Here is a 15770-nt window from a genome sequence, read left to right as displayed (position 1 = left end):
TGTTAGGATATGAAAAAAATAATTCGATTACTTTGAAAAATAAATTAATAGCGTTCTCACAACGCATTATAAATTGGATTAAAAAGAATAAAATAAAATCAGCAATTGCATTACTGCTCTTGCTGATTTATTATTTTTCTATCCCCCGAACGTTATTTCAGGAACCATATTCAACGGTAATTGAAAGCAAGGAAGGAGAATTGCTTGGTGCGAAAATTGCCAGAGACGGACAATGGCGTTTTCCTGCACAGGATAGCGTGCCGGAAAAATTCAAAAAATGTATTGTTTATTTTGAAGATGAATATTTCTATAAACATCCCGGTTTTAATCCTGTTGCAATGGTAAATGCTTTTAAACAAAATAGAAAGGCCGGAAAAGTGGTTAGGGGAGGAAGTACGTTGACACAGCAGGTTATCAGATTGTCCAGAAAAGGAAAAGACAGAACGTATTTTGAGAAAATTATAGAAATTATTCTGTCTACAAGGCTTGAGTTGAGCTATTCTAAAAATGAAATTTTAGAGTTGTATGCTGCTCATGCTCCTTTTGGAGGAAATGTCGTTGGTTTAGAAATGGCTTCCTGGCGTTATTTTGGTGTGCAATCGAACCAATTGTCCTGGGCGGAAAATGCTACTTTGGCTGTTTTACCTAATGCTCCAAGTTTAATTTATCCGGGAAAAAATCAGATTAAATTATTAGCAAAACGAAATCGTCTTCTATTGAAATTGAATCAGGAAGGAATTATTGACCGACAGACGTATGAGCTTTCTATAGAAGAACAATTACCTAAACAACCTTATGATCTTCCTCAAATTGCACCTCATTTATTACAGCGAGTTGTTAAAAATGCAGAAGGAATGCGTATAAAAACAACTGTTGAATATACGCTGCAAAACCGGGTAAATCAAATTGCAAAATATTATTACAACCAGTACAGGCAGAATGAAGTGCATAATCTGGCCATTTTAGTAATTGATGTTTCGAATCGGAATGTAATGAGCTACGTGGGTAATGCGCCAACGGATAATGAACATCAAAAAGATGTGGATATTATTGGTGCACCAAGAAGTACCGGAAGTATTTTAAAACCACTTTTATATGCCGGGATGTTAGATGATGGGGAATTATTACCGAATACTTTAATAGCTGATACTCCAACTCAAATTGCAGGATATACACCGCAGAATTTTAATCTCACATTCGATGGTGCTGTTCCTGCTCACAGGGCTTTGTCGCGTTCATTAAATATTCCTGCGGTTTTAATGCTGCAGGATTTTGGTGTGAATAAATTTTACGAAGAATTGCAAAAATTTAAATTAAAGGACATTAATAAAGCTCCAGATCATTATGGATTATCCCTTATTTTGGGTGGCGCAGAAAGTAATTTATGGGATTTATGCCGTACGTATGCCAATTTATCTTCGACAGTAAATTATTTTAATAAAAGCAATGGAAACTACAGAACTAAAGAGTTCACAGAATTAAATTTTAAAAATGATTTCGAGGCTGATTTTGGAAATGAAAGTAATCAGAAGAATATTCTAGGAGCAGGTTCAATTTGGCTTGTTTATAATGCGATGGAACAAGTCAACAGGCCGGAAGGAGATGAAGCCTGGAAATTTTATGACAGTTCATTAAAAATTGCCTGGAAAACTGGGACAAGTTTTGGAAATCGTGATGCATGGGCGATAGGAACAAATTCAAGATATGTTGTTGGAATTTGGGTTGGAAATGCAACAGGTGAAGGAAGACCAACCTTGACCGGAGTTACAAGTGCAGCTCCTATTTTATTTGATGTTTTTAATTTGTTGCCCAGAAAAAAATGGTTTCAAACACCATATAAGGATTTGGATGAAGTTGAGGTTTGCCGTTTAAGTGGTTATCTGGCTAAAGATGAATGTCCAAAAATTAAACAATGGGTTCCTAAAAAAGGAAAATCAACGGTGGTTTGCCCGTATCATAAAACAGTACATTTAGATAAAACAGAGCGATTTCAGGTGAATAGCAGTTGTGAAAGCGTGGATAACATCGTGACCAGAAGTTGGTTTGTTCTGCCTCCAGTCATGGCGTGGTATTATAAAAGTCAGCATATTGAATATTTGCCTTTGCCACCTTTTAAAGAAGGCTGCGAAGGAATTCAATCTAAAACTATGGATTTTATTTACCCTAAAACGAATAGTAAAATTTATCTAACGAAAAATTTTAACAGCGAAGTACAGCCTGTAATTTTGAAAGTGGCCTATTCTGAAAGGGATAAAGAATTGTTCTGGTATGTGGATAATGTTTTTAAAGCAACAACCAAAACGTTTCATGAATTGCCTATTACTCCAGGTTCCGGAGTACATTATATCACGGTTGTAGATGCTTTTGGTAATGAAATCAGAAGGAAAATAGAAATTGTAAGGGAGTAATTGTGATTGGTTACATGATTTTTATTTGAGTATAAACTCTTTTATCATCACTGGCCAGCGTCAGATTTTAATATAATGTTTTTTAGAAAACAAAATCCCTGGCCCAGATAGGAGCGGTATCCTTTTTACCTGCTTATTTTTGCGGATAAAAAGATATAAGCGGATAGCTGGAAATAGCTCCTGAAAATCTAATTTGTTAATTTGTTTTTTCGCAATAACGCATAAAAAAACCGCCAGTCTTTCGAGAGGCGGTTTTTATTTATTCTGAAATAACATTTCCTTTTTTATCGTAGAAATGATATTCTAAGTACGTGTAAGCGTCACGAGGTATGATTTTCACCCATTTCTTATGTTCAAAAAACCATTTTGAACGTAAGGATGGAAAACCTTTGCTGAGGTATGCAGCCACAAACGGATGTACATTAAGCACAACACTTTTGTGGGTTTTTAAAAGTCTGTCTAAATCCAGTGCGATTTTATCAATGATTAAAATTGGCGCTTCAATTTCGCCATTTTCATTGTTTGGATCTTCTTCTCTGGTTTTAATATTTACTTCTGGTCTTACACGTTGTCTGGTAATTTGAACCAAACCAAATTTACTAGGCGGTAAGATTTTATGCTTTGCTTTATCGTCGCTCATTTCTTCTCGCAAGAAGTCGAACAAAACCTTCCTGTTTTCAGGATTAGACATATCGATAAAATCAATTACGATTATTCCGCCCATATCTCGCAAACGCAATTGTCTGGCAATTTCAGCAGCAGCAATCATATTGACTTCCATGGCAGTATCTTCCTGATTAGTCGCTTTATTCGAACGATTTCCGCTGTTTACGTCGATAACGTGAAGAGCTTCGGTGTGTTCGATGATAAGATAAGCGCCTTTGCTCATAGAAACCGTTCTTCCAAAAGAAGTTTTGATTTGTCTCTCTATATTGTATTTCTCAAAAATCGGAGTGTCGTTTGATTGATAAAACTTCACAATTGATTGTTTTGAAGGTGCAATTTCCTGCAGGTAATCCTTCGTTTGATGGTACAACTCTTCATCATCTATTTGGATACCACTAAAGGTATCATTGAATACATCTCTTAATATTGAAGAAGCCCTGTTGAGCTCTCCTAATACTTTTGACGGATGATGAGCAGTTGGTAATTTTTTACACATTGCAGTCCATCTGCTTAGCAGGTTCTGCAAATCTTTTTCTAATTCGGCTGTATTTTTGCCTTCGGCTACTGTGCGAACAATAACGCCAAATCCTTTTGGTTTGACAGATAGTACAAGTTTTTTTAGACGATCCTTTTCTTTTTTGTCTTCTATTTTTTGTGAAATAGAAACGCGGTCAGAAAACGGAACGAGAACAATAAATCTTCCTGCCAATGAAAGCTCAGCGCTTATTCTTGGACCTTTGGTAGATATAGGTTCTTTAACAACTTGGACTAAAACAGATTGATTGGCACTTAAAATATCAGTAATGGTGCCATCTTTGTCAATCTCTTTTTCAAACTGAAAGGTTTTTAGGGAGAAATCTTTTATTTTACCTGCGCTTACAAGTTTTATGAATTTCAGTTGGGAAGCTAAGTTAGGTCCTAAATCATGATAATGTAAAAAGGCATCTTTTTCGAAGCCTACGTTTACAAAAGCAGCATTAAGTCCGGCAACTGGTTTTCGTATCTTGGCAATAAAAATATCACCAACCTGAAAGTTGCTTTTTTCTTCTTCTTTGTGTAATTCAATTAGTTTTCCATCTTTTAATAAGGCAAAATCTACGAAATCTGAACTTGATCGAATGATTAATTCTTTATTCATTTGTAAATTTTTATCCGTGAATAGGTTGTGGGTTGTTTGTTGATAGTTGTTGGTAATAACCAAAAACCAAAAACCAAAACCATCAACTTCTACAAGGATGGATTAAACAATATTTTAACAGGTATTGGACCCGGGGAAAAGAAGATTAATAGAGAATAGATTAAAGAAAACAGACTTTTCAAGTCTTTGTTCTTTTTTCTCACTCTTTCATCTTTTTTCAATTTCAATGAACGTTTAAAAAGAAAAAAGTAGTTTAAAACTACTTTTTCTTTTTGTGACGGTTAGCTCTCGCTCTTTTCTTTCTTTTGTGAGTAGCTACCTTATGTCTCTTTCTTTTTTTACCACTTGGCATATCGTATCGATTTTATGATTAATTAATAGTATTATTTTGCTTCGTTATTTGTTTTTACCCCCTCTACAAAAACTTTTGCAGGTTTAAAAGCAGGAATATTGTGTGCAGGAATTTTGATTGTGGTATTTTTAGAGATGTTTCTTCCTGTTTTTTCAGCTCTGGTTTTTACGATGAAACTTCCAAAACCTCTTAAGTAAACATTGTCTCCAGTTTCCAAAGAAGTTTTAACCTCTTCCATAAAAGTTTCTACTGTTGCCTGAACATCTCCTTTTTCAAGACCTAATTTCTCTGAAATTTTCGCTACGATATCTGCTTTCGTCATTTTCTTTCCTATTTTTATTTTATAAATGATGTACTATTTTTTTGAGTTTGCAAATATAGGAATTAAAAAAATAATTAATCAAGCTAATTCGTTAAATTTTAATTACATAAACATTTACTTTTGTATTCTAAGTATTTTTCAATGAATTTTCATAACAGATTGATAGGTTGGTATTTACAAAACAAACGTGATTTGCCATGGCGAAATACGACTAATCCGTACCTGATTTGGCTATCAGAAATTATGTTGCAACAGACTCGTGTGGCGCAGGGAATGCCTTATTTTTACTCATTTACAAAGGAATTTCCTACAGTGTTTGATTTGGCAAATGCCGATGAAGAGAAAGTTTTAAAACTTTGGCAGGGATTAGGATATTATTCAAGGGCCAGAAATCTGCATAAAACTGCTCAATATGTAGCAAATGAATTAAATGGAATTTTTCCGCCTACTTATAAAGAGTTGTTACTGCTGAATGGAGTGGGTGAATATACTGCTGCTGCAATCGCTTCTTTTTCGTATAATGAAGTTGTTCCCGTTGTAGATGGAAATGTTTTTAGGGTCTTATCTCGTTATTTTGATATTGAATCTGATATTTCTGTGTCGGCTGCCAAAAAGGAATTTACAGCACTCGCCCAAGATTTAATACCAAAGGATAATCCGGCTATTTTCAATCAGGCGATAATGGAATTTGGTGCTTTGCAATGTGTTCCTAAAAATCCCGATTGTCCGGTTTGTGTTTTTAATGGCAGTTGTCTGGCATTGCAAAAAAAGAAAGTGAACTTGTTACCTGTAAAATCAAAGAAATTAAAAGTAACAAACAGGTTCTTTAATTATTTGATTTTAGAAGATATTTTAGGGAATACTTTGATTCAAAAACGTACTTCAAAAGGGATTTGGCATAATTTATATGAATTTCCATTACTGGAAGCTCCGGGAATTGCCGATTTCAATCTCGTTTCAAAAACAGTTCAAAATGAAATTTTTTCTAAGTATACAATTAATAGTATAGAAGAATGTTCTGATGCAACTTTGATACATAAACTCTCGCATCAGCATTTGCATATTCAGTTTTGGAAAATTAAAATAAATGAATTAATTGAAAACGGTATAAATAAAGAGGATTTAAAAACATTTCCTTTTCCGGTTGTGATCTACAATTTTATCGAAAAGGAAGAAATAAAGTGTTAAGAAAAATGTATCTTTGATACAACTACAAATGATATAATATGAACGGAACATTAAATAAAGTGATGTTGATTGGCCATCTGGGCGATGATATAAAAATGCATTATTTTGATGGCGGAAATTGTATTGGTCGTTTTCAGTTAGCAACTAATGAAGTTTATATCAATAAAACCACTAATGAAAAAATAACTTCTACAGAATGGCATAATTTAGTAGTACGTAATAAAGCAGCTGAAATTTGCGAGAAATATTTATCAAAAGGAGATAAAATATATATTGAAGGCCGGATAAAGTCGCGTCAATGGCAGGCTGAAGATGGAACGACCAAATACACAACCGAAATTCAGGTAACAGAATTTACCTTCCTGACTACCAAAAAAGACACAGGAAACCAGAAACAAAACCACGATTCAGAATCATTAAAAAACACTAACTTTGACGCGACTAATGAAGGCTTACCTATAAATGATTTGCCTTTTTAATTGTTTAACTAATTCTTTTTGATTTGGACCCGGAGCCCAGTTTATTTTTGAATACAGCATTATTAGACACTGATTTAATTATTGGTTTTGTCGGAATACTTTTTTTACTTTTTTTAGCAGCAATTGTTTCCGGTGCCGAGGTTGCATTTTTTTCATTATCGCAAAAAGATTTAGATGATGCATTACAGAAGAATATCCAGAAAGGAAAAATAATCTCCAGACTTTTAGAGAAACCCAAAAAACTCCTCGCAACATTATTAGTAACCAATAATTTAGCTAACATTGGTGTTGTGATTTTATTTTCGTTTGTAGGAAGAAACATTTTTGTCGATATTAGTTCTCCGGCTTTCAAATTTATTTTGGAAGTTACTCTTGTTACATTTCTGATTTTATTATTTGGAGAGGTCTTGCCTAAGGTATACGCCACCCGAAACAATAAAAAATTTGTAGAACGTGTAGTATATCCAATTGCATTTTTAGACACACTGCTTTCTCCGGTTAGTTTACCTATGCGCAGGATTACCTTATATTTGCACGATAAATTAGGAAAACAAAAAAATAATTTTTCTGTCGATCAGCTCTCGCAAGCTTTAGAGTTAACAGATTCGGAAGGAACTTCAAGTGAAGAGCAAAAAATATTAGAAGGAATTGTTTCCTTTGGAAATACCGATACGAAACAGGTAATGAGTCCAAGGATTGATATTTTTGCATTAGAAATATCCGAATCGTTTTCGACGATATATCCAAAAATAATCGAAAAGGGTTTTTCAAGAATTCCTGTTTATCGCGACCATATTGATCAGATTGAAGGTGTTTTGTTTGTGAAAGATTTACTGCCTCATATTGATAAAAAAGAGTTTGACTGGACTTCCTTAATCAGGGAAGCATTTTTTGTTCCTGAAAATAAAAAGCTGGATAATTTATTGAAGGATTTTCAAAACCTCAAAAGTCACATGGCAATTGTGGTTGATGAATATGGAGGAACATCGGGATTAGTTTCTTTAGAAGATGTAATCGAAGAAATTGTAGGAGATATTAGCGATGAATTTGACGATGAACATTTAAATTTTTCTCAGATTGATGATAAAAACTTTCTTTTTGAAGGGAAAATCAACATGAAAGATTTTTACAGGATTGTTGATGTTGATGAAGATATTTTTGAATCTCATAAAGGCGAGGCCGAAACGCTGGCGGGATTTATTTTAGAGGTTCTGGGGAATTTTCCTAAAAAAGACCAAAAAATAACTTTTGAAAACTGCATTTTTACTATAGAAGCAGTTGATAAAAAGCGTGTAAAACAAATAAAAGTAACAATAGAATAATCATGTTTAAAAGAATAATTTCAATAACACTCATTTTGTTAACCTTCACTTTTATAAGCTGTAAGGATGATATATTGCCAAAACCTGCAGGTTTTTTGAGATTGGATTATCCGGAAGCTACATATTTAAATTTTGAGAATAATTGTCCTTTTTCTTTTCAGATGAATGATGCAGCGGTGATTAAAGGAGAAAAAGAATGCGGATTTGCCATCACGTATCCAAAAATGAAGGCTACAATTTATCTGACCTATAAACCGGTAAATAACAATATCGAAAAATTGCTTAAGGATGCTCAGAAACTAACCTACGAACATGTTATAAAAGCGGATGATATACTGGAACAGCCCTATTTAAACCCGCAAAAAAAGGTATATGGAATGTTTTATCAGGTAAACGGAAATGCTGCCACAAATTCACAATTTTATGTGACAGATAGCACCAGACACTTTATAACAGGATCGGTTTATTTTTACGCAAAACCTAATTTTGATTCTATTATGCCTGCCGCAAGTTATATCAAAAATGATATGCAGCGCCTGATGGAAACTATAAAGTGGAAGTGAAAAAGCATATCATTTAATGGATTTTCAGTCTTCGTTTTCAGTTAAAAAAATGACTGTGTTTAAAAGAAATTTGAAAATTGTGGCTTGAATATCGAAAACATAAAAAAAAGCATTCGCCAACGACGAATGTTTTTTTTTATTGATTTTTAAAATATCACTAATAAAGGGTATTGTGGATGATGAATTTTAGTCATCTATTTGTGACTAAAATGTTTTTTTATGAAATTAACAAAGAACTCTTGTGCTCTAAAAGTTGGATTTGCTTTAACGCTTCTTTTCTTTTTTTCTTGTACCAAAGAGGAATTGGAGATTAAACCAACTGATACCATCACTCAACAATTGAAAAACGATTTGAAACTAGACCAATTCGCAAACAAAAACATTGCCGGGAATCTAACCGTAAATTGGCAAGATGTAAATAAAATCGAAAAAGAAGGTTGTGAAATTTACGAAATTGAAGTTGCTGAAAAGAATGCGGTTAAAATTACTTCTAAGTTATTTCAAGAAAGCTTAAAATACGAACTGATCGCCATCAAAAAGGACAACGTAATTTATTCGTATTTTATAGAAGCTTTTTCTAATGTCAAGAATGATTTATTTACAGGAACTATTCAAGATTTAGATAATTATTCAGGAACCCTCAATATTTTTGATTTGAATGGTAAACAATTAGGTCAATTGTTAGTTAATGATGGAGTGGTAAAGAACCCTTCGAATACTATTGATTTAGAGCATCTGGAAATAGCAATCAATTTATTTAGCAAATCAAGTAAGAAAGGATTGACTGGCAAATTGCCAGAATGTAATGATATATACAATGTAAAAATTCTTAATGAAATCTATGAGGATCGTTATGAAGTATGGACATATGCTTCAGGTGAAGTAATTTTGACTAAATTTATTGGAACAGTATATATAAGAACTGACGTTACTTATGAACAAATGGCTGTTTCATATCCTTGTAATTCTGAATACACCAATGATAATATACATGTCCCATATAAAACAAGTGTGCGTAATTATATAATTGTAGATCCCTGTACAGATGCAGCAACCACATCTATTTCCAAAAGCAGTAGCTACATTTCTGCAGTAAGCGCAATTAAGACAGCTAGTTCTGATGGTAAAGAACACAGTATTACATTAGGAAAAGATGCTTATGGTAAAATAACCCCAGCGCCTATGAATAATGGCGGAACTTCTAATGTCTTGGTAAATACTAGTTGGCCAGGGGCTTTTGCAACCATACACAATCATCCTACAGTCAATCCTCTATCTGCAGGGGACATATATTCGAGTGTAAAATTGAATTCATTGCACGCCAATTTCACAACTCAATTTATTGCTTTGCCAGACGGCTCGACCTATGCAATAGTGGTTACCAACTTAGCGGCTGCTAAAGCCTTTGTGGCCGCTTATCCCGCTGACGTATTACCTGGTTATAGTCCTGAATTTCCTGACTTTATATTCGACCAATTACAAGTACTCGTCACTCCAATGGGTTCAAGTGTAGAAGCTAGGACGACAGCTATGGCTTTTGTTTTGGACAAATATAACGCTGGAATAATGTTGCTAAAACAAGACGTTAGAGGGGATTTTAAACCTCTAAAAACGGAAGAAACCGTTCAAAATGGCGTCAAAACATATACTCCAAAACCTTGTAGTAACTAATGCTAAAATATTAAATTATGAAAAACACACTAAAAATTTTCGCTCTGCTATTCATTTTAATTAACAATGGCTGTAAAGCACAAATGGTTCAAACAACTAAAGATGTTTTTTTATTAAAAACAAATGAACAGCAATTTATGAACAAGCCTCTAAAAGACTTACTTAAAGAATTAAAACCAGAAATAAAAGCAGCTTATGCTATCAACGATAATCCTTTCTTTTTTAGTTTTAGATTTAGAACTCCGGAAGAACAAAAAAAAAATGAGGGAAGTGTGGAAGACAGAGTGTCGTTATACGTTTATGTGAAGGATCCTATAGATTGGCAGTTTGAAAAAAGACCTAATGGCAAAGAAATGGTATGGACAAAAGAAGATGCTGAGAAATATGGCAACCTTACTGTAATCAGGATAAAAGTAATTAGTCCGCCCAGAGATTAAATAGATGAAAAACACACTAAAATTTTTCGCTTTGCTATTCATTTTATTAAACAATAGCTGCAAAGCGCAAAAAATGGTTCAAACCACCAAAGATGCTTATAAATTAAAAACAAATGAACAGCAATTTATTAACAAACCTCTAAATGATTTACTTAAAGAATTAAAACCAGAGATAAAAACAGGTTATGCAAGCAATGATAATCCCTACTACTTTATTTTTCGATTTACAACTCATGAGCAACAGAAAAAGAAAGAAGGAAGTTGGGAAGATCGAGTATCTCTATATGTATATGTGAAGGATCCTATAGATTGGCAGCTTGAAAAAAGACCTAATGGCAAAGAAATGGTATGGACAAAAGAAGATGCTGAAAAATATGGCAACCTTATTGTAATCAGGATAAAAGTAATTAGTCCACCTAAAGATTAAATAGATGAAAAACGCACTAAAAATTTTTGCAATTCTTATCTTTTTAGCAAGCAATAGCTGCAAAGCACAACAAATGGTACAAACTCCAAATGACGCTCACAAATTAAAAACAAACGAACAGCAATTTATTAACAAACCTCTAAAAGATTTACTTAAAGAATTAAAACCAGAAATAAAAGCGGCTTATGCCATCAACGATAACCCCTTTTTTTTTAGTTTTAGATTTAGAACTCCAGAACAACAAAAAACGAACGAAGGAAGTTGGGAAGATCGAGTATCTCTATACGTTTATGTGAAGGATCCTATAGATTGGCAGTTTGAAAAAAGACCTAATGGTAAAGAAATGGTATGGACAAAAGAAGATGCTGAGAAATATGGCAATCTTACTGTAATCAGGATAAAAGTAATTAGTCCGCCCAGAGATTAAATAGATGAAAAACACACTAAAAATTTTCGCTCTGCTATTCATTTTATTAAACAATAGTTGCAAAGCGCAACAAATGGTTCAAACAACCAAAGATGCTTAGACTTAGAGAAGTTCTTTGATGCTGTGAGTCACAGTAGGCCCATAGAGCTACTATCAAAGAAAGTCAAAAAAGACCCACGAGTAATATCGCTGATTTATAAATATCTAAGAGCCGGTTGGGTATGTCAGAGGAAAGAAGTTCCTTGGCTATAGCTTTTATCACAAAAGTAAAGGAAAATGGGGCTCTGTATACACTCAAAGAGTTACAGTAAACTTAAGGACAGGTTAAATGAAATTACTAATCGCAGTAATGGTATGGGATATCAAAAGACCAAGGAGCTCTTACGATATTACTTGCAGGGTTGGTTGGGTATCCTATTTTAAACTAGCCGATATGTCAGGCAGGATTAAACGTATAGACGAATGGCTTCGATTTAGAATACGGATGATAATATGGAAAAGTTGGAAGAAGATAAGCACAATACTCCAATCTTAAAAAAAGATTGGAGTTAAAGACAATCAAGCTTATCAATAGACTAATATTCGAAAAGACTATTGTCGAACTGCGCTCAGTCCAATCCTACAAACCGCACTGTCAACGCGAACTCTAAGCAAAGCAGGATATACGTTCCTAAGTGACATCTACCTAAAATGTATCGTAAATATAAGAACCGCCTTGGTACGGATTCGTATGCCGGGTGGTGTGGAAAGTCACCTAGGGAAATAATCCCTAGGTTTCTATCCGATTTTTTGGCATCAAACCTCCTGTTTGCGATTTTTGCATTTTTGGTTTTGCCGATTATAAAGTATTCAAAAAGTAATATGAGTTGTAAAATGTAAAAGTCTGAATTATGACTTTATATTTGAAACCTTGTATGTTTTTCCGTCTCCGGTTTCCTGAACTACTTTAGTTAAGTTTTCAGGGTTTTGAACAGTTTTGTCAAATGTAACTGTAGCTATTTTTTTGTCAAAATCAACTGTAGCTTTTTCTACTCCTTCAAGATCTGATAATTCCTGTTCAATAGTCTTTGCACATCCAACTGCACATGTCATTCCTTCGATTGTAAAACTTGCAGTTTGCACGTTTTCAGGAGCAATTGCCTTTTGTTCTTTAGGAGCACTTTTCTCAGCAGTAGCCACAGCTAAACTTTTATCTTCTTCTTTTTTACAGCTTACGAATACTAAACCCGCTATTGCTAATGAAGTTATGATTTTTGTGAATTTCATTATGTTTATATTTAAATTTATGTTGCATGTTGTTTTGCAAAATTAATAAAAAACGAGAGGTCAGTTCATAAAATTATTACAAATTTGCAATAAAATAGTATTTATGGATGTAAAACAATTGAAGTGGTTTTATTTGCTGCTGCTTTCACTAATATGGGGAAGTTCTTTTATTTTGATTAAAAGAGGATTAGTGGGTTTAACTGCCATTCAGGTAGGTTCACTCCGACTTATTTTTGCCGCTTTATTTTTACTTATTATTGGATTTTCAAGTTTAAAAAAAATATCCCGTCATCAATGGAAATTTATTGCTTTGACATCTGTTTTTGGTACTTTTATTCCTGCTTTCTTTTTTGCTATTGCCGAAACTAAGGTAGATAGTTCGATTGTGGCAATTCTTAATTCCCTTACACCTCTCAATACCTTGGTTTTAGGTATAATTGCTTTTGGAATCCAGTTTCATAAGAGACAAGTATTTGGGGTTTTTATTGGACTGATTGGTTGTTTATTGTTGGTTTTTAATGGTGCTTCAAATCATTCCGGACAAAACTATTATTACCTTATTTTGGTAGTAACTGCTACTCTTTGTTATGCTATTAATGTAAATTTAATCAAGAAATATTTATCCGATTTAAATTCTCTCAGTATTACAACCGGAAACTTCGCCGTTTTGCTTGTGCCAGCTTTACTAATTTTAAGCTTTACTGATTTTACTCAAAAAGTAAATCTGGAAGTAACCCAGCATTCTGTTTTGTTTGTGATAATTCTGGGTGTTTTAGGTACTGGAATTGCCAATGTTTTATTTTTTAAATTGATACAGATGTCTTCGCCCGTATTTGCTACATCGGTAACGTATATCATTCCAATAGTGGCATTTTTCTGGGGATTGCTGGATAATGAAATGCTGACACCACTTCAGTTCTTTGGCGCTTTTGTTATTTTGATTGGTGTTTATTTGTCAGCGAAAAAATAAAATTATGTTAAATGAAATTATAAAAAGAAAGGCTATCGTACATTGACAGCCTTCACTTTAAGAACTCTAATTTGTATTTATTGAAAATCAGAATCGGAAACCCCTTCATTGATTTTAATATCGGACATTTTTATATCTAATTCAAAACCAACGTTTTGTATTATGTTAAAAGGTACTTTTATTCCCTTTACCTCTTTATAGTCATTAAAATTAGTTATCTGTGTAATAGATTGTCCTGCTTGTTCCCTTACTTTAGATTCAGCAACTTTTAATCCTGATTTTACATCATAATAATAAGTTGTTTTCCCATCTTTTATCACATAAGCATCGCTTGCATTAATTGATTCTATTCCATCTATTTTTAAGTTGGTATTTTTTCTTAATTGTAATTCCTCAAAAGGTGTTGCACTGGCTTTCATCTCAATTAAATCATCACCTTCAAGATTTTTTTTCTGCCCTTGTTGCTCGATGTAGGCACCTTTTTCGTTTACGACTTGTTTCATCAGGTTCATGCCTCCCATAGAAAGAGAAACCATCATTTTTCCTTTTGAATCCAATTTAGACGTAAATGTTAATGGAGACGGTGCTTGCGGAATTGTAGTTGAACCATTCATCGCAAGGGTTTTTACTGTTGAAACTGCTTTTTCTCCTCCAATTGTTTTAATATAATTGTCGAAAACACTTTTTGCAGTGACTCCTGCAGGAATTTCTTTTTTTACTATAGGTTTGTCAATAGGATTTCCAAATTTATCAAAATAGGAAATAGGAATTTTTAATTTTTCCAAACCAGGAATTACTTCAGAACCTTTTCCTGTAACAATAATTCTCATATTGTCTTCAAGAACATATTTTTTCATTACTCTCAAAACATCGTCAGATGTTACTGCCTGAATGTTCTTGATATAGTTTTCGTAAAAATCAGCTGGTAAACCTTCAGTTTCAATATTTAAAGCATATCGGGCAATAGTTTGTGGTTTCTCAACCTGCATAACAAATTTACCTACATATCCTGCTTTTACATTGCTTAGTGCTTCTTCAGTTACTTTTTCAGATCTGATTCTTTTTATTTCTTTAATAAATTCTACTACAGCGCTATCAGTAACAGCATTTCGCACTTGCGAATTAGCTTTAAACTTACTCACACTATATTTATTTGTGCCAACTGAAGAACGTGCCCCGTATGTCCATCCGTGTGCTTCACGTAAATTCATGTTCAGATAACTGTTAAAATCGCCTCCTAATACCTGATTAGCAACAATAACAGGAAAATAATCCGGGTCTGATAATTTTAGATTTACCGTATTCACCAAAGCAATTTCAGACTGTACGGCATTTGGCATATCCACAAAATTGATTTGTGTTTTATCTGCATTTTTTGGTTCAGGATAAGTCGATTGCGGTGCTTTTGCTTTCTTCCAGGAATTAAACAAGCTTTCAACAGATTTTTTAATTTCTTTAAACTTAATATCACCAATTATTACCAAATAGGCTTTTTCCGGAACAAAATAAGATGAATAATTTGCTTTTACATCTGAAAGAGTAACATTATTAATGGTTTCTTCTGAAAGATATTCACCGCTTGGATGATTTTTCCCGTAGACTAAAACATTCTCAACTCTTCCGGCTACAACGGCAACGCTTTTTTCCTGGGTTTTTAATCCTTCGATTAATTTCTCTTTTTCTTTTTCGAATTCATCCTGAGTAAAATTAGGGCTTAAGGCACCTTCGGCCATTAATTCTAAAATTCTTTTAGAGTATTTTGATAACCCGCTTGCATAGGCTCCTGAAGAATAGAAATTTATTTCAGCCCCTAAAAAATCTATTTCTTCATTAAAAGTATTTTTTGGAGTTTTTAATGATCCGTTCCCAATCAGGCTGCTGGTCAATTCGTCAACCCCTTTTTTATTTCCTTCCGCAAATGGAGCGTTATCAATCGTTAAATTATAAGATACTCTGGGTAATTTATGATCTTCTACAACGAGTACTTTGAGTCCGTTTGGCAAAACAAACGATACTGGTTTTTTGATGTTTATAGAAGGAGCTGGTCCTGGTTTAGGTTGTGGTCTGTCTTGTGCTTGCATAGTCAATGTTAAAAACAAGCTTATTGCTATAATTAATATTTTTTTCATAATTC

At 33.5% G+C, this 15770-nt stretch carries 15 protein-coding genes; 11 read left to right on the top strand and 4 right to left on the bottom strand.

Going from position 1 to position 15770, the window contains the following annotated elements:
* Positions 1-32: 32 nt before the first annotated feature.
* Positions 33-2408: a penicillin-binding protein 1C gene (gene pbpC, locus J2W48_RS00460; protein ID WP_310277888.1), complete on the top strand. Its 2376-nt coding sequence runs from the start codon at positions 33-35 to the stop codon at positions 2406-2408.
* 259 nt (positions 2409-2667) lie between these two features.
* Here the strand turns inward: pbpC and J2W48_RS00455 are convergent, their stop codons facing one another.
* Both J2W48_RS00455 and J2W48_RS00450 read right to left on the bottom strand, forming a co-directional pair.
* Positions 2668-4212, bottom strand: coding sequence for an Rne/Rng family ribonuclease (locus J2W48_RS00455; protein ID WP_310276418.1), 1545 nt, complete (start codon positions 4210-4212; stop codon positions 2668-2670).
* A 383-nt stretch (positions 4213-4595) separates the two neighbouring features.
* The gene (locus J2W48_RS00450; RefSeq protein ID WP_255347995.1) at positions 4596-4898 is read right to left on the bottom strand and encodes an HU family DNA-binding protein; all 303 of its coding nucleotides are present in this window, start codon (positions 4896-4898) and stop codon (positions 4596-4598) included.
* A 129-nt stretch (positions 4899-5027) separates the two neighbouring features.
* On the opposite strand from J2W48_RS00450, the gene mutY reads away from it, so the two are divergent.
* The 9 genes from mutY (at position 5028) to J2W48_RS23020 (ending at position 11935) form a co-directional block, all read left to right on the top strand.
* Positions 5028-6074 carry an A/G-specific adenine glycosylase gene (gene mutY, locus J2W48_RS00445; protein ID WP_310276415.1) on the top strand — a complete coding sequence of 349 codons (1047 nt, stop codon included), beginning with the start codon at positions 5028-5030 and terminating at the stop codon, positions 6072-6074.
* 38 nt (positions 6075-6112) lie between these two features.
* Positions 6113-6553 (top strand): single-stranded DNA-binding protein, encoded by a 441-nt coding sequence (locus J2W48_RS00440; RefSeq protein ID WP_310276412.1) that lies wholly within the window; start codon positions 6113-6115, stop codon positions 6551-6553.
* Between the two features lie 23 nt (positions 6554-6576).
* Positions 6577-7875 carry a gliding motility-associated protein GldE gene (locus J2W48_RS00435; RefSeq protein WP_310276408.1) on the top strand — a complete coding sequence of 433 codons (1299 nt, stop codon included), beginning with the start codon at positions 6577-6579 and terminating at the stop codon, positions 7873-7875.
* A gap of 2 nt (positions 7876-7877) precedes the next feature.
* Positions 7878-8438, top strand: a complete 561-nt coding sequence (gldD, locus tag J2W48_RS00430; RefSeq protein WP_310276405.1) for a gliding motility lipoprotein GldD — start codon at positions 7878-7880, stop codon at positions 8436-8438.
* A 219-nt stretch (positions 8439-8657) separates the two neighbouring features.
* Positions 8658-10109 (top strand): hypothetical protein, encoded by a 1452-nt coding sequence (locus J2W48_RS00425; protein WP_310276403.1) that lies wholly within the window; start codon positions 8658-8660, stop codon positions 10107-10109.
* Positions 10110-10126: 17 nt separating this feature from the next.
* The gene (locus tag J2W48_RS00420; RefSeq protein WP_310276400.1) at positions 10127-10546 is read left to right on the top strand and encodes a hypothetical protein; all 420 of its coding nucleotides are present in this window, start codon (positions 10127-10129) and stop codon (positions 10544-10546) included.
* Positions 10547-10550: 4 nt separating this feature from the next.
* Positions 10551-10973, top strand: a complete 423-nt coding sequence (locus J2W48_RS00415; RefSeq protein ID WP_310276397.1) for a hypothetical protein — start codon at positions 10551-10553, stop codon at positions 10971-10973.
* 4 nt (positions 10974-10977) lie between these two features.
* Complete coding sequence (locus J2W48_RS00410; protein WP_310276395.1) at positions 10978-11400, top strand: hypothetical protein; 423 nt, start codon at positions 10978-10980, stop codon at positions 11398-11400.
* 328 nt (positions 11401-11728) lie between these two features.
* A complete protein-coding gene (locus J2W48_RS23020; RefSeq protein ID WP_409025156.1) occupies positions 11729-11935 on the top strand; it encodes a group II intron maturase-specific domain-containing protein in 207 nt (68 codons plus the stop codon).
* Between the two features lie 353 nt (positions 11936-12288).
* Here J2W48_RS23020 and J2W48_RS00405 read toward each other — a convergent pair whose 3' ends face one another.
* On the bottom strand, positions 12289-12666 hold the full coding sequence (locus tag J2W48_RS00405) for a heavy-metal-associated domain-containing protein (RefSeq protein ID WP_310276394.1): 378 nt from the start codon (positions 12664-12666) through the stop codon (positions 12289-12291).
* A gap of 103 nt (positions 12667-12769) precedes the next feature.
* Here J2W48_RS00405 and J2W48_RS00400 point away from each other — a divergent pair, with 103 nt between their 5' ends.
* Positions 12770-13636, top strand: coding sequence for a DMT family transporter (locus J2W48_RS00400; protein ID WP_310276392.1), 867 nt, complete (start codon positions 12770-12772; stop codon positions 13634-13636).
* Between the two features lie 77 nt (positions 13637-13713).
* On the opposite strand, the gene J2W48_RS00395 is transcribed toward J2W48_RS00400, so the two are convergent.
* Complete coding sequence (locus J2W48_RS00395; RefSeq protein ID WP_310276389.1) at positions 13714-15765, bottom strand: insulinase family protein; 2052 nt, start codon at positions 15763-15765, stop codon at positions 13714-13716.
* Positions 15766-15770: the final 5 nt, after the last annotated feature.

Source organism: Flavobacterium piscis, from assembly GCF_031457575.1.
In the GTDB taxonomy this organism is placed as follows: Bacteria; Bacteroidota; Bacteroidia; order Flavobacteriales; family Flavobacteriaceae; genus Flavobacterium; species Flavobacterium piscis_A.
The sequence above is the reverse complement of the archived record's forward strand: the minus strand, read 5'-3'. Positions and strand labels throughout refer to the sequence as shown.

Excerpts from the sequence above, each read along its gene's own strand:
- J2W48_RS00440 (WP_310276412.1), top strand. The coding sequence starts at position 6,113 with ATGAACGGAACATTAAATAAAGTGATGTTGATTGGCCATCTGGGCGAT.
- J2W48_RS00410 (WP_310276395.1), top strand. The coding sequence starts at position 10,978 with ATGAAAAACGCACTAAAAATTTTTGCAATTCTTATCTTTTTAGCAAGC.
- gldD (WP_310276405.1), top strand. The coding sequence starts at position 7,878 with ATGTTTAAAAGAATAATTTCAATAACACTCATTTTGTTAACCTTCACT.
- J2W48_RS00395 (WP_310276389.1), bottom strand. The coding sequence starts at position 15,765 with ATGAAAAAAATATTAATTATAGCAATAAGCTTGTTTTTAACATTGACT.
- J2W48_RS00400 (WP_310276392.1), top strand. The coding sequence starts at position 12,770 with ATGGATGTAAAACAATTGAAGTGGTTTTATTTGCTGCTGCTTTCACTA.
- J2W48_RS23020 (WP_409025156.1), top strand. The coding sequence starts at position 11,729 with ATGAAATTACTAATCGCAGTAATGGTATGGGATATCAAAAGACCAAGG.
- J2W48_RS00420 (WP_310276400.1), top strand. The coding sequence starts at position 10,127 with ATGAAAAACACACTAAAAATTTTCGCTCTGCTATTCATTTTAATTAAC.
- J2W48_RS00405 (WP_310276394.1), bottom strand. The coding sequence starts at position 12,666 with ATGAAATTCACAAAAATCATAACTTCATTAGCAATAGCGGGTTTAGTA.
- mutY (WP_310276415.1), top strand. The coding sequence starts at position 5,028 with ATGAATTTTCATAACAGATTGATAGGTTGGTATTTACAAAACAAACGT.
- J2W48_RS00425 (WP_310276403.1), top strand. The coding sequence starts at position 8,658 with ATGAAATTAACAAAGAACTCTTGTGCTCTAAAAGTTGGATTTGCTTTA.
- J2W48_RS00455 (WP_310276418.1), bottom strand. The coding sequence starts at position 4,212 with ATGAATAAAGAATTAATCATTCGATCAAGTTCAGATTTCGTAGATTTT.
- J2W48_RS00415 (WP_310276397.1), top strand. The coding sequence starts at position 10,551 with ATGAAAAACACACTAAAATTTTTCGCTTTGCTATTCATTTTATTAAAC.